The organism is Immundisolibacter sp. (genome assembly GCF_014359565.1).
GTDB lineage: Bacteria > Pseudomonadota > Gammaproteobacteria > Immundisolibacterales > Immundisolibacteraceae > Immundisolibacter.
On record NZ_JACIZD010000015.1, the window covers coordinates 28,844 to 53,673 of the forward strand.

23 protein-coding genes, 1 tRNA gene and 1 pseudogene are annotated in these 24,830 nt (G+C 68.3%); 23 read left to right on the plus strand and 2 right to left on the minus strand.

What is annotated here, in order from left to right; genetic code table 11:
- Positions 1 to 24 precede the first annotated feature (24 nt).
- Positions 25 to 1,437 carry a glutamate--tRNA ligase gene (gene gltX, locus H5U26_RS12725; RefSeq protein ID WP_290620271.1) on the minus strand — a complete coding sequence of 471 codons (1,413 nt, stop codon included), beginning with the start codon at positions 1,435 to 1,437 and terminating at the stop codon, positions 25 to 27.
- 121 nt (positions 1,438 to 1,558) lie between these two features.
- On the opposite strand from gltX, the gene H5U26_RS12730 reads away from it, so the two are divergent.
- The 5 genes from H5U26_RS12730 to H5U26_RS12750 all read left to right on the plus strand — a co-directional run bounded on the left by H5U26_RS12730 (position 1,559) and on the right by H5U26_RS12750 (position 6,949).
- Positions 1,559 to 1,633 (plus strand) — tRNA-Val (locus H5U26_RS12730).
- Positions 1,634 to 1,765: 132 nt separating this feature from the next.
- Positions 1,766 to 2,836, plus strand: coding sequence for a 3-deoxy-7-phosphoheptulonate synthase (locus tag H5U26_RS12735; RefSeq protein ID WP_290620273.1), 1,071 nt, complete (start codon positions 1,766 to 1,768; stop codon positions 2,834 to 2,836).
- Between the two features lie 122 nt (positions 2,837 to 2,958).
- Positions 2,959 to 4,458, plus strand: a complete 1,500-nt coding sequence (locus H5U26_RS12740; protein WP_290620275.1) for a 4-hydroxyphenylacetate 3-hydroxylase N-terminal domain-containing protein — start codon at positions 2,959 to 2,961, stop codon at positions 4,456 to 4,458.
- A gap of 338 nt (positions 4,459 to 4,796) precedes the next feature.
- Positions 4,797 to 5,066: a FeoA family protein gene (locus tag H5U26_RS12745; protein WP_290620277.1), complete on the plus strand. Its 270-nt coding sequence runs from the start codon at positions 4,797 to 4,799 to the stop codon at positions 5,064 to 5,066.
- Positions 5,063 to 6,949 carry a ferrous iron transporter B gene (locus tag H5U26_RS12750; protein ID WP_290620279.1) on the plus strand — a complete coding sequence of 629 codons (1,887 nt, stop codon included), beginning with the start codon at positions 5,063 to 5,065 and terminating at the stop codon, positions 6,947 to 6,949. The genes H5U26_RS12745 and H5U26_RS12750 overlap by 4 nt, the downstream gene beginning before the upstream one ends.
- Before the next feature lie 4 nt (positions 6,950 to 6,953).
- Here the strand turns inward: H5U26_RS12750 and dusA are convergent, their stop codons facing one another.
- Positions 6,954 to 7,982 carry a tRNA dihydrouridine(20/20a) synthase DusA gene (dusA, locus tag H5U26_RS12755; protein ID WP_290620281.1) on the minus strand — a complete coding sequence of 343 codons (1,029 nt, stop codon included), beginning with the start codon at positions 7,980 to 7,982 and terminating at the stop codon, positions 6,954 to 6,956.
- Between the two features lie 160 nt (positions 7,983 to 8,142).
- Between dusA and H5U26_RS12760 the strand changes: the two genes are divergently transcribed.
- The 18 genes and pseudogenes from H5U26_RS12760 (at position 8,143) to H5U26_RS12845 (ending at position 24,489) form a co-directional block, all read left to right on the plus strand.
- Positions 8,143 to 8,379 (plus strand): CDGSH iron-sulfur domain-containing protein, encoded by a 237-nt coding sequence (locus tag H5U26_RS12760; protein WP_290620283.1) that lies wholly within the window; start codon positions 8,143 to 8,145, stop codon positions 8,377 to 8,379.
- A 66-nt stretch (positions 8,380 to 8,445) separates the two neighbouring features.
- Positions 8,446 to 10,389: an acetoacetate--CoA ligase gene (locus H5U26_RS12765; RefSeq protein ID WP_366055955.1), complete on the plus strand. Its 1,944-nt coding sequence runs from the start codon at positions 8,446 to 8,448 to the stop codon at positions 10,387 to 10,389.
- 256 nt (positions 10,390 to 10,645) lie between these two features.
- Positions 10,646 to 11,158 (plus strand): flagellar basal body-associated FliL family protein, encoded by a 513-nt coding sequence (locus H5U26_RS12770; protein WP_290620287.1) that lies wholly within the window; start codon positions 10,646 to 10,648, stop codon positions 11,156 to 11,158.
- 19 nt (positions 11,159 to 11,177) lie between these two features.
- Complete coding sequence (locus H5U26_RS12775; RefSeq protein ID WP_290620289.1) at positions 11,178 to 12,152, plus strand: FliM/FliN family flagellar motor switch protein; 975 nt, start codon at positions 11,178 to 11,180, stop codon at positions 12,150 to 12,152.
- 86 nt (positions 12,153 to 12,238) lie between these two features.
- Positions 12,239 to 12,499: pseudogene (gene fliN, locus H5U26_RS12780) on the plus strand (flagellar motor switch protein FliN); the annotation flags it as partial.
- On the plus strand, positions 12,499 to 12,891 hold the full coding sequence (locus tag H5U26_RS12785; RefSeq protein ID WP_290620293.1) for a flagellar biosynthetic protein FliO: 393 nt from the start codon (positions 12,499 to 12,501) through the stop codon (positions 12,889 to 12,891). The pseudogene fliN and the gene H5U26_RS12785, both read left to right, overlap by 1 nt.
- Positions 12,888 to 13,625, plus strand: a complete 738-nt coding sequence (gene fliP, locus H5U26_RS12790) for a flagellar type III secretion system pore protein FliP (protein ID WP_290620295.1) — start codon at positions 12,888 to 12,890, stop codon at positions 13,623 to 13,625. Before H5U26_RS12785 ends, fliP begins: the two co-directional genes overlap by 4 nt.
- A gap of 10 nt (positions 13,626 to 13,635) precedes the next feature.
- Positions 13,636 to 13,905, plus strand: coding sequence for a flagellar biosynthesis protein FliQ (gene fliQ, locus H5U26_RS12795; protein WP_290620297.1), 270 nt, complete (start codon positions 13,636 to 13,638; stop codon positions 13,903 to 13,905).
- Positions 13,905 to 14,681 carry a flagellar biosynthetic protein FliR gene (fliR, locus tag H5U26_RS12800; protein ID WP_290620299.1) on the plus strand — a complete coding sequence of 259 codons (777 nt, stop codon included), beginning with the start codon at positions 13,905 to 13,907 and terminating at the stop codon, positions 14,679 to 14,681. The genes fliQ and fliR overlap by 1 nt, the downstream gene beginning before the upstream one ends.
- 1 nt (position 14,682) lies before the next feature.
- On the plus strand, positions 14,683 to 15,831 hold the full coding sequence (flhB, locus tag H5U26_RS12805; RefSeq protein ID WP_290620300.1) for a flagellar biosynthesis protein FlhB: 1,149 nt from the start codon (positions 14,683 to 14,685) through the stop codon (positions 15,829 to 15,831).
- A gap of 39 nt (positions 15,832 to 15,870) precedes the next feature.
- A complete protein-coding gene (gene flhA / locus H5U26_RS12810) occupies positions 15,871 to 17,937 on the plus strand; it encodes a flagellar biosynthesis protein FlhA (protein ID WP_366055956.1) in 2,067 nt (688 codons plus the stop codon).
- 31 nt (positions 17,938 to 17,968) lie between these two features.
- A complete protein-coding gene (flhF, locus tag H5U26_RS12815; RefSeq protein WP_290620304.1) occupies positions 17,969 to 19,171 on the plus strand; it encodes a flagellar biosynthesis protein FlhF in 1,203 nt (400 codons plus the stop codon).
- On the plus strand, positions 19,164 to 20,036 hold the full coding sequence (locus H5U26_RS12820) for a MinD/ParA family protein (RefSeq protein WP_290620306.1): 873 nt from the start codon (positions 19,164 to 19,166) through the stop codon (positions 20,034 to 20,036). The genes flhF and H5U26_RS12820 overlap by 8 nt, the downstream gene beginning before the upstream one ends.
- Positions 20,033 to 20,773: an RNA polymerase sigma factor FliA gene (locus tag H5U26_RS12825; RefSeq protein WP_290620308.1), complete on the plus strand. Its 741-nt coding sequence runs from the start codon at positions 20,033 to 20,035 to the stop codon at positions 20,771 to 20,773. Before H5U26_RS12820 ends, H5U26_RS12825 begins: the two co-directional genes overlap by 4 nt.
- Positions 20,774 to 20,798: 25 nt before the next feature.
- On the plus strand, positions 20,799 to 21,539 hold the full coding sequence (locus H5U26_RS12830; RefSeq protein WP_290620310.1) for a flagellar motor protein: 741 nt from the start codon (positions 20,799 to 20,801) through the stop codon (positions 21,537 to 21,539).
- A gap of 10 nt (positions 21,540 to 21,549) precedes the next feature.
- A complete protein-coding gene (motD, locus tag H5U26_RS12835; RefSeq protein WP_290620312.1) occupies positions 21,550 to 22,614 on the plus strand; it encodes a flagellar motor protein MotD in 1,065 nt (354 codons plus the stop codon).
- 371 nt (positions 22,615 to 22,985) lie between these two features.
- Complete coding sequence (locus H5U26_RS12840; RefSeq protein WP_290620314.1) at positions 22,986 to 23,756, plus strand: WecB/TagA/CpsF family glycosyltransferase; 771 nt, start codon at positions 22,986 to 22,988, stop codon at positions 23,754 to 23,756.
- Positions 23,757 to 23,952: 196 nt separating this feature from the next.
- Entirely contained in the window at positions 23,953 to 24,489 is a 537-nt protein-coding gene (locus H5U26_RS12845; protein WP_290620316.1) for a PEP-CTERM sorting domain-containing protein, read from the plus strand.
- Positions 24,490 to 24,830: the final 341 nt, after the last annotated feature.

Below are 24,830 nucleotides of genomic sequence, written 5' to 3' on the forward strand. Positions count from 1 at the left end.
TGTACTGATTTTCGGCCGGCAGTGTCAAGCAGAGCCTTGGCCTTGCAGCCATTGAATGGCGCGCTCCAGGCGGCCGAGCACCCGGCCGCGGCCGATCAGCTCCAGGGTGATGTCGATGGCCGGCGACACGGCGCTGCCGCACAGGGCCACGCGCAGCGGCTGCGCCAGCTGGCCGAACTTGCGCCCGTGCTGCGCGGCCACGTCCTCTACGGTTTGATGCAGCGCCGCGGCCTGCCAGTCGGCGAGCTGCTCGAAGCGGGTGTGCAGGGCCAGCAGCGGTTCGATGGCATCCGGCGTCAAGTGTTTCAGTGCGGCCGGATCGTAGTCCTGGAACTCGCGGTAGAACGGCAGGGCCTTCTGGGCCATCTCGACCAGTGTCTTGCTGCGTTCGCGCAGCGCCAGCACTACCTGCGCCAGCGGCGGGCCGTCGAGTGCCGGATCGATGCCGTGCAGGCCCATGAAGGGGCTCAGGTGCCTCGCCACATGGTCGGGGTCGCTGGTCTTCAGGTAATGCTGGTTCAGCCACAGCAGCTTGTCCGGATTGACCGCCGCGGCGGCGCGGTTGACGTGCTCCACCTCGAACAGCGTGACCAGTTCGTCCAGCGAGAACACTTCCTGATCGCCGTGCGACCAGCCCAGGCGCACCAGATAGTTCAGCAGCGCCTCCGGCAAAAAGCCCTCGTCGCGGTACTGCAGCACGCTGACGGCGCCGTGCCGCTTGGACAGCCGCGCGCCGTCGGGGCCAAGGATCATCGGCACGTGCGCGTACTGCGGCACCGGCGCGCCCAGTGCACGCAGGATGTTGATCTGCCGCGGCGTGTTGTTGAGGTGGTCATCGCCGCGGATGACGCAGGTCACCCCCATGTCCATGTCGTCCACGACCACGGTGAAGTTGTAGGTCGGCGTGCCGTCGCTGCGCGCCAGCACCAGGTCGTCGAGTTCGGTGTTGCTGAACGCCACCCGGCCGCGGATCAGGTCGTCCACCACCACGTCGCCGTCCAGCGGATTGCGAAAGCGGATCACCGACGGCGGATTGCCGGGCGGCGGCGCGGTCAGGTTGCGGCAGCGGCCGTCGTAGCGGGGTTTTTCCTTGCGCGCCAGCTGCGCCTCGCGCCGGGCGGCCAGGTCTTCCTGTGTGCAGTAGCAGCGGTAGGCCTGGCCGGCATCCAGCATGCGGTCCAGCACGGCGCGGTAGTGATCGAAACGGTGGGTCTGATAGAACGGACCCTCGTCGTAGTTCAGACCCAGCCAGGCCATGCCTTCCAGGATGGCGTTGACCGATTCCACGGTGGAGCGCTCGCGGTCCGTGTCCTCGATGCGCAGGATGAAGGTGCCGCCGTGGTGGCGGGCGTGCAGCCAGGCGAACAGGGCGGTGCGCGCACCGCCGATGTGCAGGTAGCCGGTGGGACTGGGCGCGAAACGGCTGCGGACACTCATGGCTCGGCCTGGGGCGAAAAACGGGGCGGCTATTGTAGCGGCGCGGGTTGGGCCGACTCGCGGCTGAGCGCTCCCGTTTGACCCGGTCAGGGCAGACGCCTAGAATTCGCGACCCCCACGGGGGCGATTAGCTCAGCGGTAGAGCACTACCTTCACACGGTAGGGGTCGCTGGTTCGATCCCAGCATCGCCCACCACGTTTCCTGAAAACGCCTGGCCTCGTGCCGGGCGTTTTGCGTTTCGGGGCGCGTTCCGGCGGTGGGTCTGGTCCAGCCGATACAATGCGCGGCCCCGTTTGCCCCGATTTTTCGCTGACAGGCCGTGCCGCCATGGACAAGCTGACCAACATCAATGTCGTCGAGCAGAAGCTGATGCCGACCCCGGCCGAGGTGCGCGCCCGCCTACCGCTGACGCCGGCCGCCGAGCGCACGGTGCTGGAAGGCCGCGCCGCCGTGCAGGCCATCCTGGACCGGCTCGATCCGCGCCGCTTCGTGGTGGTCGGCCCGTGTTCGATTCACGACCTGGACGCTGCCCGCGACTATGCGCGGCGCCTGCGGGCCCTGGCCCACGAGGTGAAGGACACGCTGCTGATCATCATGCGTGTGTACTTCGAGAAGCCCCGTACCTCCACTGGCTGGAAGGGCCTGATCAACGACCCGCGTATGGACGACTCCTTCCACATCGAGGAGGGGGTGCTGATGGCCCGCGGGCTGCTGCTGGAGCTGGCCCAGATGGGCCTGCCGGCCGGCACCGAGGCGCTGGACCCGATCATGCCGCAGTACCTGCATGATCTGATCACCTGGACCGCCATCGGCGCCCGCACCACCGAATCCCAGACCCACCGCGAGATGTCGAGCGGCCTGTCGACGGCGGTCGGCTTCAAGAACGGCACCGACGGCGGTATCGATGTCGCCATCAACGCCATGAAGTCGGCGGCCAGCCCGCACAGCTTTCTGGGCATCAACCTGCAGGGCCAGTCGGCGGTGATCCGCACCCGCGGCAATCCCTACGGGCATCTGGTGCTGCGTGGTGGCCACGACCGGCCCAATTACGATTCGGTCGCGGTGGCCCTGTGCGAGGAGGCACTCGCCAAGGCCAGGTTGCCGCGCAACATCGTCGTCGATTGCAGCCACGCCAACTGCAGCAAGAAGCCCGAACTGCAGGGCCTGGTGCTGGAGAACTGCGTGAACCAGATGCTGGAGGGCAACCGTTCCATCGTCGGCCTGATGCTGGAGAGCAACCTCGAGGCCGGCAACCAGCCGATTCCGGCGGACCTGTCGCAGCTGCGCTACGGCGTGTCGGTGACCGACCCGTGCATCGACTGGCCGACCACGGAGGCCCTGCTGCGCGGCATGCACAACAAGCTGCTGCCGCTGGTGCGCGCCGCCAAGGTCGCCTGAGCGCAACCGGCCGTCTGGCCGGACGGCTTGCCCCGCGGCCGGCGGCGGCCCGACAATCCCGCGTCGATAAAACATTCGGGCGGGTCATGGCCTGACCGATCCACAAAGGGGAGGGGACAGGCATGGGCATCCGCACCGGCGCGCAGTACATCGCGAGCCTCAGGGACGACCGGGCGCTCTACATCGCCGGCCAGCGCGTGCGCGACGTGACGGCGTACGCGCCGCTGGCCGGCATTCTGGGCAGCATCGGCGAGCACTTCGACGCGTTTCACAGGCCCGAGCTGCAAGCCGATTACACCTATCCCTCCCCCAGGGACGGCAAGCCGGTCAGCAATTCCTTCCTGCCGGCGCGCACCTGGGACGAGGTGCAGCAGCGCCTGCGCGGCGAGTCGCTGCGCAAGGAGGCCACCTTTGGCCTGATGGGCCGCCTGCCGGATTTCATGAACGCCTTCGTCACCGACGCGGCGGTGATTGCCCCGCACGTGCTGGGGCACAAGGACAAGGCCTTCGCCGAGAACGCCATCCGCTACTGGGAATACTGCCGGGACGAGGATATCTGCCTCACGCACACGCTGGTCGATCCCAAGCGCGATTATGGCAAGGACCTGGCGGCGCAGCGGGCGCTGAAGGTGGTGCGCGAGACCGATGCCGGCATCGTGGTCAGCGGCGCGCGCATGCTGTCCACCCTGGCGCCGGTCAGTAACGAAATCTGGGTCGGTCCGTTCATGCCGCGCCGGCCAGGCGAGGAGGACTACGCGCTGTCCTTCGCCGTGCCGGTGGCGACGCCGGGATTGAAGTTCATCGCCCGTGAGAGCTATGCCCGCGGCGGCAGCCGCTTCGATCGCCCGCTCGCCGAACGCTTCGACGAGGGCGACGCGCTGGCCGTATTCGAGGACGTGCTGGTGCCCTGGGAGCGGGTGTTCATCTACCGCGACATCGTCGCCTACAACATGATGGCGCCGAGCTTTCCCGGTTACCTGTTGCTGCAGGCCAACGCCCGCGGCCGGGCCAAGCTGCGCTTCATGACCGGTCTGGCCAGCAAGATGGCCGACGTGCTCGGCCGCAGCGAGCTGCCGCGCTATCAGGAGCTGCTGGGCGAGTTCCTGGCGCTGAACGAGCTCGCCGACGGGCTGCTCGAGGCCAGCGCCCGCGAACTGGTGGTGCATGCGCAGGAGGAGTTCGCCAAACAGACCGATGCGGGTTTTGTGCTGGAGGACGTGGCGCGCGAGACGGCCTCGCTGTTTGCTTCGCCCAATCGGGGCATGGTCGGCATCTCGATGCTGCGCTTCTTCCTGCCGGAGGTGAACACCAAGGTCAACGAGCTGATCCGTCTGATGGGCAGCTCCAGCCTGGTGATGACCGTCACGGAAGCCGATTTCGCCAACCCGGAAACGGCGACCGATCTTGAACAGTTCCTCGGCAACGACAGGGCGTCCGCCCGCGAGCGCGTGCAGGTGATGAAGCTGGCCTGGGACGCGGTGGCCAGCGAATTCGGCGGCCGGCAGGAGATCTACGAGATCTTCTTCGCAGGCGATCCGTTCCTGTCCCGCCAGCTGCATTACTTCACGCCGCGCCGCGGCCAGTACCAGGCGATGGTCGACCGGCTGCTGGGGGAACGCTGAGCCATCCAACGTTTTCCACGACATAGGGAGGCACAGCCCGACCGGTGGTCGCGCTTCCCCGATGGCAGGCCCGGAAAATGCCGGATCGATTCGTTCAGCGCCTCACGCTGTCCGGTGCCGGGAGTCGGCGCTGCCAAACGGCGTGCGCTGCCGTGCACAGGGTTGATGACGATCACGAAATCGCGATCCCGTTCCGCTACGGATAGGGTTGATAATCGTTATCATTGGCGAGCCCGTACCCGCCGCGAGTGGGCCCAGTTCGGCAGCAGCCTGATCACTGGCCGATTGGCGGCGGCGGGCTTCGGGCAGGCGCGTATTTCCGACTGAGACATCGCTACATGGATACCGAAGTCAAGGATTCGTCACACCTGACGCTCGACGCGCTGGATCTGCGCCAGCCCATGCGCGTGGTGGCGGTCCAGGTGCCCGACGCGCAGCCGCAATGGCAGCTGTGGCTGGAGGAAATCGGTTTCGTACCGGGTGAGCCGGTAACGGTGCTGGCCCGCGGCGTGCCCGGTGGCGATCCGCTGGTGGTGCGGATCGGCGCATCCACCTTCGCCCTGCGCCGCGCCGAAGCGGCGTGCGTGCTGGTGCAGGACTGCGCATGAGTGAGGCGGTCCTGCACTTCAAGCCTGGCGGCACGCTGGTGGCGCTGGTCGGCAATCCGAACTGTGGCAAGACCGCGCTGTTCAACCTGCTGACCGGCAGCCGGCAGAAGGTTGCCAACTATGCCGGGGTGACGGTCGAACGCAAGGAAGGACGCTTGTTCGACCGCGCCGGCAAGGTGGTGCGGGTGCTCGATCTGCCGGGTACTTACAGTCTGCATCCGCGCTCGCCCGACGAGCGGGTGACCTGCGATGTGCTGTCCGGCCAGGCGGCCGGCGAGAAGCGGCCGGATCTGGTGGTGTGCGTCGTCGACGCCACCAATTTGCGCCGCAACCTGCGCCTGGTTCTGGCGGTAAAGCGCCTGAAATTGCCGTGCGTGGTGGCGCTGAACATGGCCGATATGGCGCAGCGGCGCGGACTGCGGGTGGACGCCGCCGCGTTGGCGGCCGAGCTTGGCGTGCCGGTGGTGTCGACGGTTGCCGTCAGGGGCGAGGGCGCCGCTGCCTTGCGCGCGATCCTGGATCAGCCCGGCACATGGCCGAAGGTTCCGATCACTGGCGACGCCGGCAGCGGCCCGGAAGCCGATCCGCACGGCGACCATGAGGCGGTGCGGGCCATCCTGGCGCGCCTGGGTCTGGACGAGGCGGTGCCGCACCTGCTCAGCGACCGCATCGACCGCGTGGTGCTCCATCCGCTGGTGGGTCCGCTGGTGCTGGGCGCGTTGCTGTTCCTCGTCTTTCAGGCGGTGTTTGCCTGGGCTGAAGCGCCCATGGGCTGGATCGAGGCCGGTACCGCGTGGCTGGGCGATTGGGTGACCAACGTCGCGCCGGCAGGCTGGCTGCGCAGCCTGCTGGTCGATGGGGTGATCGCCGGTGCCGGCGGTGTGCTGGTGTTTCTGCCGCAGATCGTGATCCTGTTTTTTTTCATCCTGGCGCTGGAGGAATCCGGCTACCTGCCGCGGGCGGCTTTCCTGCTGGACCGCCTGATGGGCGGCGTGGGTTTGTCGGGGCGCTCGTTCATCCCGCTGCTGTCCAGTTTTGCCTGCGCGATTCCCGGCATCATGGCCGCGCGCACGATCGCCAATCCGCGCGATCGTCTGGTCACGATCATGATTGCGCCGCTGATGACGTGTTCGGCGCGGTTGCCGGTTTATGCGTTGCTGATCGGCGCCTTCATTCCGCGGCGGCAGGTGTGGGGCGGCATCGAACTGCAGGGTCTGGTGCTGTTTTGTCTGTATGTGGCCGGGATTGTCGGTGCGCTGGGCGTGGCCTGGGTGCTGAAGCGTTTCACCGCCCGTCGCCAGGTGCGCACCCTGATGATGGAACTGCCCACGTATCACTGGCCGACGCTGCGCAATCTGGCCATCGGCTTGTGGCAGCGGATCACGATTTTCGTTCGCCGCGTGGGCGGGATCATTCTGGCGCTGACGGTATTGCTCTGGTTCCTGGCCAGTTTCCCAGCGCCCCCGGCCGGGGCGACCGGGCCGGCAATCGAATACAGTCTGGCCGGTGTTCTGGGCAGTGCCCTGGCGGTGGTTTTCGAGCCGATCGGTTTCAATTGGCAGATCAGCATCTCGCTGGTGCCGGGGCTGGCCGCACGCGAGGTCGCGGTCGGTGCGCTGGGCACCGTCTACGCCCTGTCGGCCACCGGCGAGGACACCGCCGGCGCGTTGACGCCGCTGATCGCGCAGGGCTGGAGCCTGGCCACCGGTCTGTCACTGCTGGCGTGGTACGTATTTGCGCCGCAGTGCCTGAGTACGCTGGCGACCATCAAGCGCGAAACCGGCGGCTGGCGGATGCCGCTGCTGGCGGCCGGCTACCTGTTTGCGCTGGCCTATCTGGCGTCGTTCATTACCTATCGCACCGCCCTTTGGCTGGGCGGCTGAGGCCTCAGCCCGACGGTTGGGGTTGCTCCACCGCGGCGGGTTCGTCTCCGGCCGCAAGCACGCGCCGGCCGGCGGCCATGATCTGCGCCATGGCGCGCTCACCGCTGGCCGGCGCGCTCAGCGCCCGCCGCCAGGCGCGGGCACCCGGTTCGCCCTGGAACAGTCCGAGCAGCGGCCGCGTGAGGGCGCTCAGTGGCGTGCCCAGGCCGCGGCGCGCCTGCATGTAGTCCAGGTAACTCGCCAGCACGGCGGCGCGCTCGGGCAGGGGTGTGATTTGTCCGAACACAAGCCGGTCGGCCTCGGCCAGCAGCCAGGGCGAGTGATAGGCGGCGCGGCCGATCATCACGCCGTCAACGTGCTGCAGGTGCGCCAGCGCCTGGTCGAGGTCGGTTACGCCGCCGTTGATGACGATTTCAAGCTCCGGCCGCAGGCGCTTCAACCGGTACACGGTTTCATAACGCAGCGGCGGAATCTCCCGGTTCTGGCGCGGCGACAGGCCATCCAGCCAGGCCTTGCGGGCATGCACCGTGAAGTGCCGGCAGCCGGCTGCGGCGACGATCTCGACGAATTCGAACAAGTCCTCGTCGCGGTCGGTGCGGTCGATGCCGATGCGGCATTTGACCGTTATCGGGATGGATACCGCCGCCTGCATGGCCGCCACGCACTCGCCGACCAGCGCGGGTTCGGCCATCAGGCAGGCGCCGAAGCGGCCAGACTGCACCCGATCCGACGGGCAGCCGACATTCAGGTTGATCTCGTCGTAACCGAAATCGGCGCCGATGTGCGCCGCCTGCGCCAGCTGCGCCGGATCGCTGCCACCCAGTTGCAGCGCCAGCGGGTGCTCGGCCTGGCTGTAGCCGATGAGGTAATCCGCATCGCCGCGCAGCAGGGCCTGCGCCGTCACCATTTCGGTGTACAGCAGCGCATGGCGCGAAATCAGGCGCAGCAGATACCGCGCGTGGCGGTCGGTGCAGTCCATCATCGGCGCCACCGACAGGCGGCGCGACAGCGGGGCGGGGCAGGCGGGTGGCAAGCGTGTCTCCGGTGCGGCGGGGTCGGCATTGTGCCAGCAGCGCCGGCGGGGGCGCGTTGCTTGACACTGCCGGTTGGCGCGTGTTCCATCGTTCGCGCGCCGGGCCGGTTCGTGGCCGGTCGGCGACAGCACCATCAGTCATCCAGAGCAGGAGTCCGACATGTCCGATCCGCAGGTTGCCCAGAAGAGTCCTTACGTCGAACAGACCGAGCCCGGCACCTACTGGTGGTGCGCCTGCGGCAAGTCGGGCGATCAGCCGTTCTGCGACGGCGCGCACAAGGGCACCGCCTTCACGCCCCTGCAGCACGAGGTGACGGAAACCGGCACCCTGGCCTGGTGCGGCTGCAAGCATACGAAGACGCCGCCGTTCTGTGACGGCTCGCACCGCGCGCTGTAATACCCGCCCCGCTTGCCCCGGCGCCCGCGTTTTCAGGCGAAAGCGCGGGCGCCGTTATTTTCGGATATGGCCATGACCGAAACGACTAGCCCGCTGTGGCAGCCGGACGCCCGGCGCGTCGCGAATGCGAATCTGACGGCCTTCATCGACCGCTATCTGCCAGGCGCCGATTACGCGCGGCTGTATGACTGGTCGGTGGCCGAGCCGGCGGCCTTCTGGGCGGCGGTGTGGGAGTTCTGCGGCATCGTCCACCACGCGCCGGCGCAGGCGGTGCTCGAACATGCTGACCGCATGCCGGGGGCGGTGTGGTTTCGCGGTGCGACACTGAACTTTGCCGAGAACCTGCTGCGCTATCGCGACGACCACCCGGCGCTGGTGTTTCGTGACGAGACCGGCGCGCGGCGCGAACTGAGTTATGCCGAGCTCGCCGCGCAGGTCGGCGCGCTGACGGCGGCGCTGCGGGCCTTTGGCGTGCAGCCCGGTGACCGGGTGGCGGGTTATCTGCCGAACATTCCCGAGGCGATCATCGCCATGCTGGCGGCGGCCAGTCTGGGTGCCGTCTGGTCGTCCTGCTCGCCGGATTTCGGCGCCCGGGCGGTGCTGGACCGCTTCGGCCAGATCGCGCCCAGAGTCGCGTTCGTCTGCGACGGCTATCACTACAACGGCAAGGCGCAGGACCGCCGGGTCGCGGTGGCGGAAATCCTCGCCGGCCTGCCGAGCGCCGAGCAGGTGGTGGCGGTGTCCTGCGGCGGTGGGCGCGTATCGCAGGCACCCGTGCCGCTGCACGACTGGGACGATTTGCTTGCCAAGCACGCCGGCGCGGAGTCTGCCTTCACGCCGCTGCCGTTCGACCATCCGCTGTACGTGCTGTATTCGTCCGGCACCACGGGCGTGCCCAAGGGCATCGTGCACGGCGCCGGCGGCACGCTGCTGCAGCACCGCAAGGAACACACGCTGCACGCGGATCTGAAGCGCGATGACCGGCTGATCTACTTCACCACCACCGGCTGGATGATGTGGAACTGGCTGGCCAGCGCCCTGGCCACCGGCTGCACGCTGATCCTGTACGACGGCGCGCCGTTCGTCCGCCCGGCTGAGCTGTTCGACATCGCGCAGCAGGAACGCGTGACCGTGTTCGGCACCAGCGCCAAGTACCTGGCCGCGGCCGAGAAGGCCGGCCTGAAACCGGCGCAAACCCACGATCTTTCGGCCCTGCGCACGTTGCTGTCGACCGGCTCGCCGCTGGCGCCGGAGGGTTTCGATTACGTCTACCGCGACATCAAGGCCGATCTGCTGCTGTCGTCGATCAGTGGCGGCACCGACATCTGCGGCTGTTTCATCGCCGGCAACCCGATCGGCCCGGTCTATCGCGGCGAGCTGCAGGCGCGCGCGCTGGGCATGGCGGTGCGCGTCTATGACGAAGCCGGTCATGAACTGCTGGGCCAGAAGGGCGAGCTGGTGTGCGTGAAGCCCTTCCCGAGCATGCCGGTCGGCTTCTGGAACGATCCCGACGGCAGCCGCTACCGGGCCGCCTATTTCGACAAGTTCCCCGGCGTGTGGTGTCACGGCGATTATGTGGAACTGACCGCCCGCGGCGGCATGATCGTGCACGGTCGCTCGGATGCCGTGCTCAATCCCGGCGGCGTGCGCATCGGCACCGCCGAGCTGTATCGCGAGGTGGAGCGCTTTCCCGAGATTCAAGAGGCGGTGGCCGTGGGCCACCAGATCGACGACGACGTCGAGGTGGTGCTGTTCGTGCGCCTGGTGGACGGCCTGACGCTGGACGATGCCCTGCGCCAGCGTCTGCGCGCGGCTATCCGCGCCGATGTCAGCCCGCGCCACGTGCCGGCGCACATCCTGCAGGTGGCCGACATCCCGCGCACCATCAGCGGCAAGATCGCCGAACTGGCGGTGCGCGAGGCCATACATGGGCGGCCGGTCAAGAACCTGGATGCGCTGGCGAACCCGCAGGCGATTGCCCAGTTCCAGGGTTTGTTCGACGCTTCCTGAAGCTCGGCAGGGCCGCGGCGCCCTTGTGGGCGGCGCCCTCGCTGCGAATCCCCCGGGCAGCCTCGTTCGGCCCGAGGGCGGGCCTCCTACGGGTGTCAAATTCCTGTCGCCGGAACCGGGGCTATGGGGATTCATGCCGGCGACACGGCGCCATGGGCGCAGGAAAAATTTATAACTTATTGAAAAAATTAAATAAATAAATTGGCATTACGCTTGCTTAGTCTCGGCCTGACCCTTACACAGGAGCGGATCAGGCATGGCGACTCGGGAAGCGGATCTGGATCTCGGCGGCGACGCCAAAAAGAAGTCCGGCAGTAAAAAATCGCTGCTGATGATGGGCGGCGGTGCGCTGGCGCTGGTGGCCGTCAGCATCGGCGCCACGGTGTTCCTGGTCGGCGGCAAGTCGGGGCCAGCGCCGGCTGCCGAGCACACCGCGGCGAAGGTCGAGGCACCAGCCACCTATACCGCCCTGGAACCGCCCTTCGTGGTGAATTTCGAGGACGAGGGAGCGATCCGCTTCCTGCAGGTCACGATCGAGGTCATGAGCCGTGACCCAAAGGTCGCCGAGGCGGTCAAGCTGCACATGCCGGCCATCCGCGATCAGCTGATCGTGCTGTTCAGCGGTTCCGATTACGCCACGCTCGCCAGCCGCGAAGGCAAGGATCAGCTGCGCCAGCAGGCCCTTGAGACGCTGAAGAAGATCCTCAAGGCCCAGGGTGCGCCGGACGCCATCGAAGGCCTGTATTTCACCAACTTCGTGATGCAGTGACATGGCTCAGGACGAGCTGGTGTCCCAGGCTGAGCTGAGCGCCCTGCTGGACGCCGCGCCGTCTGCGGCGCGGTCCGGCGCACGGGGCGTCGAGCCGTACGACCTGACCTGCCGCGTGCCGGCGCTGGACGGTGCCGATCTGCCGGCGCTGACCCGCATCACCGAGTACTTCTGCGAAGGCATGACCCGCAGCCTGACCCGCTACCTGGGCCGCGACACGCTGGTGACGATGCGCGGCTCGCAGGTTCGCGAGTTTCGGGATTTCGTGCATGCCCTGCCCGAGCGCGCCAGCGTGCGCGGCCTGGACATCGCTCCGCTGGCCGGTTCCGGCGTGCTGGTCCTGGAGCCGGCGCTGCTGTTCACGGTGGTGGAGAGTTTCTTCGGCGGCGGGCGCGCCTCGTCACCGCCCAGCAACCGCGACCTGACCCCGACCGAGCGACGCATGCTCGGCAACCTGCTCGATCTGCTGCTGCCGGAGTTGCAGACCGCCTGGGCGCCGGTGTTGCCGCTGAGCCCCGCCGTGGCCGCGAACGACGTCGACCCGCTGCTGGTGTCGCTGGTCGACCCGGCCGAGATGGTGCTGCTGCAAAGCTACGAAGTGGCGCTGCTGGGCGGCGGCGGTGATTTTCATCTGGCGCTGCCGATGTCGGCCCTGCAGGGCGTGTGGCCGGCACTGCGGGCCGGCGCCCCGGCCGCGGTGCCCGATGACAGCGCCTGGCGCTCCGCCTTGCAGGCGCGCGTTCTCGACAGCAGCCTGTCGCTCACGGCGGTGGTGGCGCGCCGCCAGTCGACCCTGCGCCATGTGCTGGGCTTGCAGGTGGGCGAGCTGCTGACCTTCGAGCGGGCCGACGGGGCGCGGCTGGAAGTGGCCGGCAAGCCCCTGTTCACCGGCGAGTTCGGTGTCTTTAACGGTAACAACGCCGTGTCGGTGACGGGCCCGGTGCGCCGTCCACCCACCGGCCCCGCAGATGGAACCCAGGGAGAACCCCGCTGATGGAACTCGAACTCGACCAGAACCTGGCGAATGACGCCCAGACGGCCGCCGCGGGCGCTGAACCGGCGCTCCCGCGCAGCGGCGCCGACGTGGGCCTGGGGATGATCATGGACATCCCGATCACGCTGACGGTGGAAGTCGGCCAGGCGCGCATGAGCATCGGTCGCCTGCTGGCGCTCGGCCAGGGCGCGGTGGTGGAGCTGGACCGCGTGGCCGGCGAGCCGCTCGACGTGCTGGCCAATGGCACGCTGGTGGCGCGCGGCGAAGTGGTGGTGGTGGAGGACAAGTTCGGCATCCGCCTGACCGAGGTCATCAGCCCTACCGATCGCGCCAAGGGCGTGCGCTGATGCGTGTCGTGCCGGCCCTGTTGCTGCTGTGCCCGCTGCCGGCGCTGGCGGCGCCGTCGGTGCTGGCCGCCGGTGGTCAGATGCTGGTCAGCCTGGCGCTGGTGGTGGCGCTGATCGGCGGCGTGTTCGTGCTGCTGCGCCGCCTGCAGCTGCGCACCGGTGGTGCCGGCAGCATCCGCACGTTGGCGGCGCACAGCGTCGGCACCCGCGAGCGGGTGGTGCTGCTGGAAGTGGCCGGCCGGCAACTGCTGGTCGGCGTCGCGCCGGGACGCGTGCAGGCGCTGCTGGTGCTCGGCGACGCTCCGGCCAAGGTGCCGACAAGCGTTCCGGCCGAGTCGTTTGCGGCCAGTCTGGATGCGGCCGTCGGCGCGGCCGGGCAGGGCGCACCATGAAACGCCTGCTGCTTGCCTTGCTGCTGCTGGCGCCGCTGCCGGCGCTGGCACAGGCCGGCCTGCCGGCCCTGACGCTGACGCAGGCCGCCGGTGGCGGCCAGACCTGGAGCGTCAGCCTGCAGGTGCTGGCGGTGATGACCTTCCTGACGCTGCTGCCCGGCGTGCTGCTGGCGATGACCTCCTTCACGCGCATCGTGATCGTGCTGGCCATCCTGCGCCAGGCGCTGGGCACCGGCCAGACGCCGTCGAGCCAGATCCTGGCCGGCCTGGCGCTGCTGCTGACGCTGTTCGTGATGGGGCCGGTTCTGAACCGGATCAACGGCGAGGCGCTGCAGCCGTACATGGAAGAAAAGCTCAGCCTGCCGGATGCCGCCCTCAAGGCCGCGGCGCCGCTACGGCAGTTCATGCTGGCACAAACCCGCGAGAGCGACATTGCCACCTTCGCCCGCATCTCGGGCCGGGAAGCGGCCTTCGAGAGCCCGGACGCGGTGCCGTTCACGCTGCTGACGGCGGCCTTCGTGACCAGCGAGCTCAAGACCGCGTTCCAGATCGGCTTTCTGCTGTTCATCCCGTTCGTGGTCATCGACCTGGTGGTGGCCAGCGTGCTGATGTCGCTGGGCATGATGATGCTCTCGCCGATGATCATTTCCCTGCCGTTCAAGATCATGCTGTTCGTGCTGGTCGACGGTTGGGCGCTGGTCATGGGCACGCTGGCCGGCAGCTTTTACCAGTGAGCATGGGCCGATGACTACGCAAACCGTGCTCGACGTCGGCCGCGACGCGCTGTGGATGTGCCTGCTGCTGGCCGGCGGGCCGCTGCTGGCGATGCTGCTGGTCGGTCTGCTGGTGGGCATGCTGCAGGCCGCCACGCAGATCAACGAAATGACCTTGAGCTTCGTGCCCAAGCTGATCGTGATGGCCCTGCTGCTGGTGCTGACCGGCCCGTGGCTGGTGCAGACGCTGGTCGACTACACGCAGCGGCTGGTCACCGGCATTCCGGGTCTGATCGGCTGATGGACATCGACAGTGCCCGCATCGGCGCCTGGGTCGGCCAGTTCTTCTGGCCGTTCCTGCGCCTGTCGGCATTCTTGCTGGCGGCGCCGGTGTTCGGTGCCCGCAGCGTGCCGGTGCGGGTGCGCATCACCATCGGCCTGGCGCTGACGGTGGTGCTGCTGCCCACGCTGCCGGCCGCGCCGGCGCTGGACGTGCTGTCGCCGCTCGGCTTGCTCACGGCCGTGCAGCAAATCGGCATCGGCGTGCTGGGCGGTTTCCTGCTGCAACTGTTCCTGGCTGCACTCAGCTTTGCCGGCGAGATGGTGTCGCTGGGCATGGGCCTGGGTTTCGCGTCGCTGGTCGATCCGCAAAACGGCGTCAGCGTGCCGCTGCTGGCGCAGCTGTACGTGATGCTGGTGATCCTGCTCATGCTGGCGGTCGACGGCCACCTGCTGCTGCTGGAGCTGCTGGCGAGGAGCTTCAGCACGCTGCCGGTGGGGCCGGTCGGGCTGCGCTTCGAGGATTTCCGGGCCGTGGCCGGTTTCGTCAGCGACATGTTTGCGCTCGGCCTGCTGGTGGCGCTGCCGGCGGTCACGGTGCTGCTGGTGGTGAATCTGGCCTTTGCGGTCATCAGCCGGGCAGCGCCGCAGCTGAACCTGTTTGCGATCGGCTTCCCGGTGTCGCTGCTGGTCGGCCTGCTGATCGTGCTGCTCACGCTGCCGGCGCTGCCCGGTCAGTGGGACGGCATCTTCGGGCAGGCCATGGGGCGCCTCTCGGCGCTGCTCGGAGCGCGCTGACATGGCCGAAGAAAGCGCGCAGGAACGCACAGAAAAGGCCACCCCCAAGCGCCTGCAGGACGCCCGTGACAAGGGCCAGGTGGCGCGCTCGCGCGAGCTCAATTCGGCCGCGCTGGTGCTGCTGGGTGCCGGCGGGCTGTGGGCGCTGGGCGATCGCATCGGCGGCAGCCTGCTGGGGTTGATGCGGCATGGTTTTGCGTTCGACCGGGCGACCGCGCTCGATCCGGCGGCCCTGGCGACGCGTCTGGGCGAGGCCAGCGGGCAGGCTCTGCTGGCGCTGGCGCCGTGGCTGGTGCTGGCGGTGGTGGTGGCCGCCGCGGCGCCGCTGCTGCTGGGCGGTTTTCTGCTGTCGGGCGAGAACCTGCAACCGAAATTCGAACGCCTCGATCCGGTCAAGGGCATCAAGCGCGTGTTCTCGGCCCAGGGCGCGATGGAGACCGGCAAGGCGCTGGCCAAATTCGTGGTGCTGGGCGGAATCGCCCTGCTGGTGATGCGCCAGATGACGCCGGCTTTGCTCGGCCTGGGCGGCGAACCGGTGCCGGCGGCCCTGCTGCACGCGGCGCAGCTGACGGCGCGGGCGTTTTTCCTGACCGCCCTCGGGCTGCTGCTGATCGCCGCCGTGGACGTGCCGTTCCAGTTGTGGAACCACGCCAAGCAGCTGCGCATGACCCGCCAGGACATCAAGGACGAGATGAAGGAAAGCGAGGGCCGCCCGGAAGTGCGCGGCCGCATCCGCCAGCGCCAGCAGGAGCTGTCGCGCCGCCGGATGATGCAGGACGTGCCGACCGCGTCGGTGGTGGTGACCAACCCCACGCACTACGCCATCGCCCTGCGTTACGACGTGGGTGGCAACGGCGCGCCGCGGCTGGTGGCCAAGGGCGCCGACCTGGTGGCGGCGCAGATCCGCGCGCTGGCCAAGGAGCACAACGTGCCGATCCTGGAGCAGCCGCCGCTGGCGCGCGCCCTGTACTACAGCACCAAGTTGGGCGCCGAGGTGCCGCGCGAGCTGTACGCCGTGGTGGCGCAGGTGCTGGCCTATGTCTACCAGCTGCGCACGCTGATGGCGGCCGGTCGCTACAAGCTGCCGGACCTGCAGCCGCTGCCGGTGCCCGATGAACTGCAGCGCCCGCGCGGCGGCGTTGCGCACTGATGACGCCAAGGAGCACCTGACGTGAATACCGCAGTCGGCATGGGCAACAACGTACGTGCTCTGGTCGGGCTGGGTCTGGGCACCCCGCTGCTGGTGCTGACGCTGCTCGGCATGATGCTGGTGCCGCTGCCGCCGTTGCTGCTGGACCTGCTGTTCACGTTCAACATCGCGCTGTCGCTGGTGGTGCTGCTGGTGGCGGTGTACGCGCTGCGGCCGCTGGACTTTGCGGTGTTCCCGACCCTGCTGCTGGTGGCGACCTTGCTGCGCCTGGCGCTGAACGTCGCCTCGACGCGGCTGGTGCTGCTGGACGGCCACACCGGCCCCGGCGCCGCCGGGCATGTGATCGAGGCCTTCGGCGCCTTCGTCATCGGCGGCAATTACGCCGTCGGCCTGGTGGTGTTCATCATCCTCATGATCATCAACTTCGCGGTGGTCACCAAGGGCGCCGGGCGGGTGTCGGAAGTCAACGCCCGCTTCACCCTGGACGCCATGCCCGGCAAGCAGATGGCGATCGATGCGGATCTGTCGGCCGGCGTCATCACCCAGCAGCAGGCGCAGGTCCGACGCGAGGAAGTGCGCCAGGAAGCCGATTTCTACGGCGCCATGGACGGCGCCAGCAAGTTCGTGCGCGGCGATGCGGTGGCCGGCGTGCTGATCCTGATCATCAACATCCTGGGCGGCATCGCCATCGGCATGGGCCAGCACGGCATGAGCGCCGGCGACGCCGTGCGCGTGTTCAGCCTGCTGACCATCGGCGACGGCCTGGTGGCGCAGGTGCCCTCGCTACTGCTGTCGGTGGCGGCGGCCATCCTGGTGACGCGCGTGTCGCAGTCGCAAAACGTCGCCACCCAGGTCAGCAAGCAGCTGCTGGCCAACCCTACGGCGCTGGCCATGGCCGGCGGCCTGGTTGGCATTCTTGGGGTGGTGCCGGGCATGCCGCACTTCGCCTTTTTGGCCCTGGGCGCGGGACTGGGTGGCGCCGCCTGGCGTATCGGCAAGCGCCAATCCACCGCTGCCGCCAGCCCGGATGCTGGCGCCCAGGCCCTGCCGGGGCCCGACGAACACAAGGAACTGGGCTGGGAAGAGGTCGCCGGCGTGGACCTGGTGGGTCTGGAGGTCGGCTATCGGCTGATTCCGCTGGTCGACAAGGCGCAGGGTGGCGAGCTGCTGACCCGCATCAAGGGGGTGCGCAAGAAGCTGTCGAAGGAACTGGGCTTTCTGCTGCAGCCGGTGCACATCCGCGACAACCTGGACCTGCCGCCGGGCGGCTACCGCATCACGCTGATGGGCGCGACGGCCGGGCAGGGCGAGCTGCTGCCGGACCGCGACCTTGCCATCAACCCCGGCCACGTCACCACGCCGGTGCCGGGCATCGCTACCAGGGATCCGAGCTTTGGCCTGGACGCGCTGTGGATCGAACGCGGTCTGCGCGAGCAGGCGCAGATGGCCGGCTACACCGTGGTCGATCCGGCCACCGTGGTGGCCACGCACCTTTCGCAGGTGCTGATGCGCTCGGCCCACGAGCTGCTGGGACACGAGGAAGTGCAGCACCTGCTCGACCGCCTGGCGGCGCAGGCGCCCAAGTTGGTCGAGAACCTCACGCCCAAGGTGCTGCCGCTGGGCACGGTGCTGCGCGTGCTGCGCAACCTGCTGCAGGAAGGCGTGCCGATCCGCGATCTGCGCAGCATTGCCGAGTCTTTGGCGGAGCACGGGACGCGCAGTCAAGATCCCGACGTCCTGACCGCCCTGGTGCGGGTGGCGATCGGTCGAAGCATCGTGCAGGAGATCTTCGGAATGGCGCCAGAGCTAGCACTGATGACGCTTGACCCGGAGTTGGAACGCATCTTGCTGAAGGCCGTTCAAGGCGGCGACGGCGCCCTGGGTCTGGAGCCGGGCCTCGCCGAACGCCTGCGCGGCCTGCTGGCCGACGCGGCGCAGCGCCAGGAGCTGCTCGGTCAGCCGGCGGTGCTGGTGGCCCCGAATGCGCTGCGGCTGTGGCTGGCGCGCTTCGTGCGCCACCTGGCGGTGGACCTGAAGGTGCTGGCTTACGAAGAGCTGCCGGAGAACCGCCAGGTGCGGGTGGTTGCAAACATCGGTGGGCGCTGAAGCGCGTTCGCCCAGACACGGAGACACGAGCATGCAGATCAAGCGCTACAGCGCCCCCGACATGCGCCGGGCATTGCACCTGGTGCGTCAGGCCCAGGGCTCGCAGGCCGTCATCCTGTCCAGTCGGCGCCTGCCGGACGGCGTCGAGGTGATCGCCGCCGACGAGTACGACGCGGCCCTGGTCGAGCGCCTGGCGGCCGGCGGCGACGGCGACGCCTTGCCGCCCGGCACCGGCAGGGAACTGCCGTCTCCCGGCCACGGCGATCTGCCTGGCCCGGCCGATCTGGATCGACTCGCCTGGGCGGTCGACCCGGCCATCGCCCAGCTGCGCAGCGAACTGACCACCCTGCGCGCGCTGCTCGAAACAGAACTGCGCCAGTCCGCGCTGGCCCGCCGCAGCCCGCTGCAGGCGCAGCTGGCGCAGTACCTGGAGCAACTGGGTCTGGCTGCGCCGCTGATCGGCTCGCTGCTGGAACAGCTCACCGAAACGCAGGACCTGGGCGCCGCCTGGCGCGAGGTGCTGGGCCAGCACCTGAGCGCGCGCATCCCGATCGCCGCCGACGACATGTTGACCGAAGGCGGCGTGGTGGCCTTGCTCGGCCCGACCGGCGTCGGCAAGACCACGACCATTGCCAAGCTGGCCTCGCGCTTCGTGCGCGAGCACGGCGCCAAGCACCTGGGCCTGCTGACTACCGACAACTACCGCATCGGCGCTCACGAACAGCTGCAGAACTACGGCCGCCTGCTGGGCGTGCCGGTGCAGATGGTGGATTCGGCGGAGGACCTGACCACCGCCCTGGCGGCGCTGGCCAACAAGCGCCTGGTGCTGGTCGACACCGCCGGCATGAGCCAGCGTGACCTGCGCCTGGGCGAGGCCCTGGCCGGCCTGCAGCGCAGCGGCCTGCGCAGCTACCTGACCCTGGCCAGCAACGCCCACGAGACGATGCTGGACGAGACCATCAGCGCCTTTGGCAAGCTGCCGCTGGCCGGCTGCGTGCTGACCAAGCTCGACGAATGCCCGAGCCTTGGCGCCGCCCTGTCGGCGGTGATCCGCCACCGCCTGCCGGTGGCCTGCGTCACCGACGGCCAGCGCGTGCCCGAGGACCTGCGCCCGGCGCGCGCCCGCGATCTGGTCAGCGTCGCCGCCCAGCGCATGCATGCCCGCGCCGAGCAGGCGGCGGCGGTCGCGCCGGTGCCGGCCGTCGCTGCCCGCCGGGTGGCCGCCCATGCTTGAGGCGGCCTTCGACCAGGCGCGCGGCCTGCGCGCCACCAAGCCGGTGCAGGTGGTTGCCATCACCGGCGGCAAGGGCGGTGTCGGCAAGACCAATGTGTCGGTCAACCTGGGCGTGGCGCTGGCCCAGCGCGGCCGCGGCGTGATGCTGCTCGACGCCGACCTGGGTCTGGCCAACGTGGACGTGCTGCTGGGCCTGAAGCCGCGCTGGACCCTGGCCCATGTGCTCAGCGGCGAGCGCGAGCTGCCGGAGGTCATCGTCGAGGGTCCGGCCGGGCTGCGCATCGTGCCGGCGGCATCCGGCGTAGCCGGCATGGCCGATCTGCCGCCCAGTGTCTACGGCGGCCTCATCCAGGCCTTCGGGCAGCTGGCGATCGACCTTGACGTACTGCTGGTGGATACCGCCGCCGGCGTGTCGGAAGGGGTGATGAGCTTCGCCCGGGCGGCGCAGGACGTGCTGGTGGTGGTGTGCGACGAGCCGGCCTCACTGGCCGATGCCTACGCCCTGATCAAGCTGCTGAGCACCCAGCACGGCGTGAGTCGGTTCCGGGTGCTGACCAACATGGTCCGCCGCGCCCGCGACGGGCGCGAGCTGTTTCACAAGCTGCTGTCGGTGTGCGATCAGTATCTGGACGTGGTGCTGGAGTTCGCCGGCGCGGTGCCGTTCGACGACTACCTGCGCAAGGCCGTGCAGCAACGCCAGTCGGTGCTGGAAGCCTACCCGCGCAGCCCGGCCGCCTTCGCCCTGCGCCAACTGGCCGAGCAGGTGGGGCACTGGCCGCGCGTCAGCGGCGCCAGCGGGCATCTGGAATTTTTCTTCGAGCGCATGTTGCGGCCGGCCCCGGCCGCGGTGGGAGGTTCAGCATGAGCGCAGTTCTCGCCTACAACAAGGCCGGTCGGCCCGAGGTGGCGGCACAGGAAGTGGACCGGCTGGTGCGCGCTCACGCGCCGCTGGTCAAGCGTATCGCCTATCACCTGCTGGCGCGCCTGCCGGCCAGCGTGCAGGTCGATGACCTGATCCAGGCCGGCATGATGGGCCTGATGGAAGCGGCCCGCCGTTACGAGGAAGGCCACGGCGCCAGCTTCGAGACCTACGCCGGCATTCGCATCCGCGGCACCATGCTTGACGAGCTGCGCCGCGGCGGCTGGCTGCCGCGCACCGCCCTGCGCAAGCTGCGCCAGCTGACCGAAGCGACCCGCGCCGCCGAGCGCGAACTCGGCGGCGAGGCTTCGCCGGAGGCTATTGCCCGCCAGCTGGGCATGGACATGGACGGTTACTACACGCTGGCGCGCGAGGCGTCCGAGTTCGGCGTGGTGCGCTTCGCGGACCTGGGCGGCGAGGACGACGAACCCTGGGAAAACGGCATCGCCGACACCAGCCCCGGCCCGCAGGCGCAGGTGGAGGACGACGACCTGCGCACGCGCATCGCCGGCGCCGTGGACCTGCTGCCGGAGCGCGAAAAACTGGTCATGTCCCTGTACTACGAACAGGACCTGAACCTGCGCGAGATCGGCGAGGTGCTGGGCGTGAGCGAGTCGCGCGTGTGTCAGATCCACGGCCAGGCACTGATCCGCCTGCGCGCCCGGCTCGGCGGCCGGGATTGAGCCCTAGCGGCGCAGGGCCAGACACATGGACATTCTGAGTTTTGCCGGCGTGGCGATGGCCTTCATCGCCATCCTGGGCGGCAACGCGCTCGAGGGCGGGCATCTGAGCTCGCTGGTGCAGCCAACGGCCTTTCTGATCGTCGGCGGCGGCACCTTCGGGGCGGTGATGGTGCAGACGCCGCTGCCGACCTTCCTGAAAGCCATGAAGATGACCGCCTGGGTGTTTGTGCCGCCCAAGCTCGATTTTGCGGCGGCCATCGACAAGATCGTCGAATGGGGCAACGTCGCCCGCCGCGAGGGTCTGCTTGGCCTGGAGACGATGGCCGAGTCCGAGACCGACCCGTTCGTGAAGAAGGGCCTGCAATTGCTGGTCGACGGCAGCGAGCCGGACACCATTCGCGGCGTGCTGGAGGTCGAGCTGTCGGCCGCCGAGCACCAGGAAAACGCCGCCGCCAAGGTGTACGACGGCTTTGGCGGCTACTCGCCGACCATCGGCATCATCGGCGCCGTGATGGGCCTGATCCACGTCATGGAGAACCTGTCGGACCCGAGCAAGCTCGGCGGCGGCATCGCGGTCGCCTTCGTGGCCACCATCTACGGCGTGGCGCTGGCCAACCTGTTCTTCCTGCCGATGGCCAACAAGCTTAAGGGCGTGGTGCACCACCGCAGCCAGTTCAAGGAGCTGACCATCGAGGGCCTGGCGGCCATTGCCGCCGGCGAGAACCCGCGCAACATCGAGCTGAAACTGCAGGGCTACCTGCACTGACGCCGCCGTCATGGCCCGCAAGAAAAAGCACGAGGAGCACGAGAACCACGAGCGTTGGCTGGTCTCGTACGCCGATTTCATCACCCTGCTGTTCGCCTTCTTCGTGGTGATGTATGCCGTCTCCTCGGTCAACGAGGGCAAGTACCGCGTGCTGTCGGACTCGATGGTGGCGGCCTTTCGCTCGCCCACCAAGTCGATCATGCCGATCCAGGTCGGCAACATCGTCAAGAGTCCGTCGGGCAGTGCCGTCGAGCTGCCGCCGATGGCCACCAACCGCATGATCGACAAGACCCGGCGCGGGAAGGTCGGCGGCGGTGAGGGCGCCGGCGCCGGTTCCGCCGACGGCGATGTCGTGCAGGCCGCCCTGCACCGGGTGGCCAACGACCTTGCCAAGGCTTTCGAAGCGCTGATTGCGCAGGATCTGGTCACCGTGCGCGAGGGCCAGCTGTGGCTGGAGGTGGAAATCCGCGCCGCGGTGCTGTTCGATTCCGGCAGCGCCCAGGTCAAGCCCGAGGCCCTGCCGGTGGTCGATCAGGTGGTCGACATCCTGGCCGGCATCCCCAACTCCGTGCGCGTGGAGGGTTACACCGACAACGTGCCGATCAGTACCGGTCAGTACCGCTCCAACTGGGACCTGTCGGCCGCCCGCGCCGGCAGCATGGTGCATCGCCTGCTGCAGCGCGGCCTGGACCCGCTGCGCCTGTCGCTGGCCGGCTACGGCGAGTACCGGCCGATTGCCGACAACGCCACGGCGGATGGACGCAGCCGCAACCGGCGCGTGGTGCTGGTGGTGCTGGCGACGCCCGGCGCAGTCGCGCAGCGCGAACTGGAACTGAGCCTGATTCGGCAGGGACCGGACGACGTCGGTTTCCGTTTGCCGGACGGGACGCCGGACGCAGTGTCGATCGTGACGCAGGCGATGGCGCCCACCGCGACGGCCCAGTCGGCGCCCGGCCAGACAGTTCCGGCCGCGAAGACTGACACCCCCCGCTGGCCTGCCGATCGGCGCGCCGCCGGCCAGGTGCCGGACTTCGTGCCCTCGCCGCTGCCGCCGCAGCTGGTACCGCCGTTGTGAGCTGAACGCCACGCCCGGCGGCGCGGTGTCGGTGGCTACCCGGGTCGCAGTCACGCGGCAGGAAAAAACCGCAGCATGCTGCCCGGCAAACGCGGACATACCCACGTGCCCAGCAGAAGATTCAGGCACTACCACAATATATGGCCATAGCCGTTTGATTATTAATGCTATCGTAAGACTGTAGGAGCCCGGCTATGCCGGGCGATCATCCCGCAGCAAAGCCGCGCCTACAGGAACTGGGGAAGCGGAGGCCTCTGTGGGAGACCCGCCTTGGGGCCGAATGTTGGTGGGAAGATTCGCGGCGGGGCGCCGCTCCCACAGGACAACCATGGCTGCTTTAGGAATCAATCTCGATGCGGACGGGTCTTCGAATGCCACTGAGTGACAATCTGCAGTCTGTCCGTCGGGTCGGCAATGTGCTCGGCGCGCAGGTCGATGTCCTGTCGTGGGATGTCGCGCTGGAGCGCCTGCTCGGCTGGGCGCGGGCGCGCGAGTCGCGCTATGTGACGATCTGCAACGTGCACGTGGTGGTGAGCGCGGCGCAGGATGCGGCGTATCGCGACATCATCAACGGTTCCGACATGGCGACGCCGGACGGGGCGCCGGTGGCGTGGATGTTGCGCCGCCTGGGCTTTGCCGGGCAGTCGCGCATCAGCGGGCCGGATCTGATGTGGGCGCTGTGCGAGCGTGCGGCGCAGGAAAATTTGCCCATCTATTGCTATGGCAGCACCGAGGCGACGCTGGGTTTGTTGGAGCGGCGTTTGCGTGAGGCGTTTCCGGCGCTGCGGGTGGCGATGGAATCGCCGCCGTTCCGCGCGCTGACACCGCAGGAAGACGCGGCGGCGGTGGAGCGGATCAACGCCAGCGACACGGGCATTGTGTTCGTCGGCCTGGGCTGCCCCAAGCAGGAACGCTGGATAGCCGAGCACCGCGGGCGGGTGCAGGCGGTGATGATCGGCGTGGGCGCGGCCTTCGATTTCCACGCCGGGACCGTGCAACGGGCGCCGCTGTGGATGCAGCGCCGGGGGCTGGAGTGGCTGCACCGGCTGGCCAGCGAGCCGCGGCGGCTGTGGAGGCGCTATCTGGTGACCAATACGCTGTTCGTGTGGCTGGCCGCAGGGCAGTTGTGGCGCAGCAGGTGAGCGACGCAGGGCTGGCTGATCGCCCCCTGAGAGGTCGTCCGGGCCGAATGCTTGATCGAAGATTCGCGGCGGGGCGCCGCTCCCATAGGGTTCTGAGCCCGTGCCCATCGGCCGGTGGCTGTCGCCGGAACGTAAAAAATGCCGGCTACAGTTGCCTCGCCCATCGAGGGAATTCAGACGACCTGAGGATAGTGCGATGAGGAAGAATCTTGGCGCCTTGTTTCTGACAGCCGCAGTGGCGCATGCCGGGGCGGCTGCGGCGGATACCATCGTTTACTATGCCGAGACTGGCAGTGGCGGTGCTCGACAGGATGTCGATGTGACGTTGGTGTCCCCGAGCACGCGAAATATCTCCATCGCCTACGACAGCTCGCTGTGGGCCTCGATCAACTCTGCGACTCTGACCATGTTGTTGGGCGATGACGGGGGCGATGGACCGAACGAATTTGCGGACGTGGCGGCGATCGAAGGCGTTGATCCGATGGTCAATCCGGAACAAGTTGTTGGCGCAGCTACAAAGGATTACTGGGCCATCGATGTTTCTGACAAACTTCTACCGCCCAATCATCTCACTCCGCTTATGTTCACTCTCCAGGCCGTTAGTGGAGATTTCGACTATCGCAACGCGGTTCTGACGGTGGATTTCACCCCGGTTCCCGAGCCCGCCACGACCGCCTTGCTGGGCAGCGGCCTGCTGGTAGCCGGGCTGGCCCTGCGTCGACGCGCTTCCTGATCGGTCGGGTCTGCGTTATGCGGCGCGGTGCTCGTTCGGGTGCCGTGCCATGTCTTCCAGAAGGCAAGGTCCTCGTCGCTGCGCTCCTCAGGACGACGGGGTGTTGTGCGGCGCAGCGCGCCGGCACGACGTAGCGTAGCAACCCTGCCAGTTGACGCTACAAGACCCGATATCGGCAGACAGGGCTCGGCACGTCAGGTTCAACTCTCCGATCAGGCTTAGACTCAAGTTCCAAGTGCAACACCCTGCTGCAGGTAAGGTATTGCGATGGGAACGACGTACAGCCATTTGAGCAGCGAAGAGCGCGCAGTGATCATGATCGAACGGCGGCGAGGCCGCAG

Bases quoted from the DNA above. Each gene is read 5' to 3' on its own strand.
- gltX (WP_290620271.1), bottom strand. From the start codon at position 1,437: ATGAGTGTCCGCAGCCGTTTCGCGCCCAGTCCCACCGGCTACCTGCAC.
- H5U26_RS12735 (WP_290620273.1), top strand. From the start codon at position 1,766: ATGGACAAGCTGACCAACATCAATGTCGTCGAGCAGAAGCTGATGCCG.
- H5U26_RS12740 (WP_290620275.1), top strand. From the start codon at position 2,959: ATGGGCATCCGCACCGGCGCGCAGTACATCGCGAGCCTCAGGGACGAC.
- H5U26_RS12745 (WP_290620277.1), top strand. From the start codon at position 4,797: ATGGATACCGAAGTCAAGGATTCGTCACACCTGACGCTCGACGCGCTG.
- H5U26_RS12750 (WP_290620279.1), top strand. From the start codon at position 5,063: ATGAGTGAGGCGGTCCTGCACTTCAAGCCTGGCGGCACGCTGGTGGCG.
- H5U26_RS12760 (WP_290620283.1), top strand. From the start codon at position 8,143: ATGTCCGATCCGCAGGTTGCCCAGAAGAGTCCTTACGTCGAACAGACC.
- H5U26_RS12765 (WP_366055955.1), top strand. From the start codon at position 8,446: ATGGCCATGACCGAAACGACTAGCCCGCTGTGGCAGCCGGACGCCCGG.
- H5U26_RS12770 (WP_290620287.1), top strand. From the start codon at position 10,646: ATGGCGACTCGGGAAGCGGATCTGGATCTCGGCGGCGACGCCAAAAAG.
- H5U26_RS12785 (WP_290620293.1), top strand. From the start codon at position 12,499: ATGCGTGTCGTGCCGGCCCTGTTGCTGCTGTGCCCGCTGCCGGCGCTG.
- fliP (WP_290620295.1), top strand. From the start codon at position 12,888: ATGAAACGCCTGCTGCTTGCCTTGCTGCTGCTGGCGCCGCTGCCGGCG.
- fliQ (WP_290620297.1), top strand. From the start codon at position 13,636: ATGACTACGCAAACCGTGCTCGACGTCGGCCGCGACGCGCTGTGGATG.
- fliR (WP_290620299.1), top strand. From the start codon at position 13,905: ATGGACATCGACAGTGCCCGCATCGGCGCCTGGGTCGGCCAGTTCTTC.
- flhB (WP_290620300.1), top strand. From the start codon at position 14,683: ATGGCCGAAGAAAGCGCGCAGGAACGCACAGAAAAGGCCACCCCCAAG.
- flhA (WP_366055956.1), top strand. From the start codon at position 15,871: ATGGGCAACAACGTACGTGCTCTGGTCGGGCTGGGTCTGGGCACCCCG.
- flhF (WP_290620304.1), top strand. From the start codon at position 17,969: ATGCAGATCAAGCGCTACAGCGCCCCCGACATGCGCCGGGCATTGCAC.
- H5U26_RS12820 (WP_290620306.1), top strand. From the start codon at position 19,164: ATGCTTGAGGCGGCCTTCGACCAGGCGCGCGGCCTGCGCGCCACCAAG.
- H5U26_RS12825 (WP_290620308.1), top strand. From the start codon at position 20,033: ATGAGCGCAGTTCTCGCCTACAACAAGGCCGGTCGGCCCGAGGTGGCG.
- H5U26_RS12830 (WP_290620310.1), top strand. From the start codon at position 20,799: ATGGACATTCTGAGTTTTGCCGGCGTGGCGATGGCCTTCATCGCCATC.
- motD (WP_290620312.1), top strand. From the start codon at position 21,550: ATGGCCCGCAAGAAAAAGCACGAGGAGCACGAGAACCACGAGCGTTGG.
- H5U26_RS12840 (WP_290620314.1), top strand. From the start codon at position 22,986: ATGCCACTGAGTGACAATCTGCAGTCTGTCCGTCGGGTCGGCAATGTG.
- H5U26_RS12845 (WP_290620316.1), top strand. From the start codon at position 23,953: ATGAGGAAGAATCTTGGCGCCTTGTTTCTGACAGCCGCAGTGGCGCAT.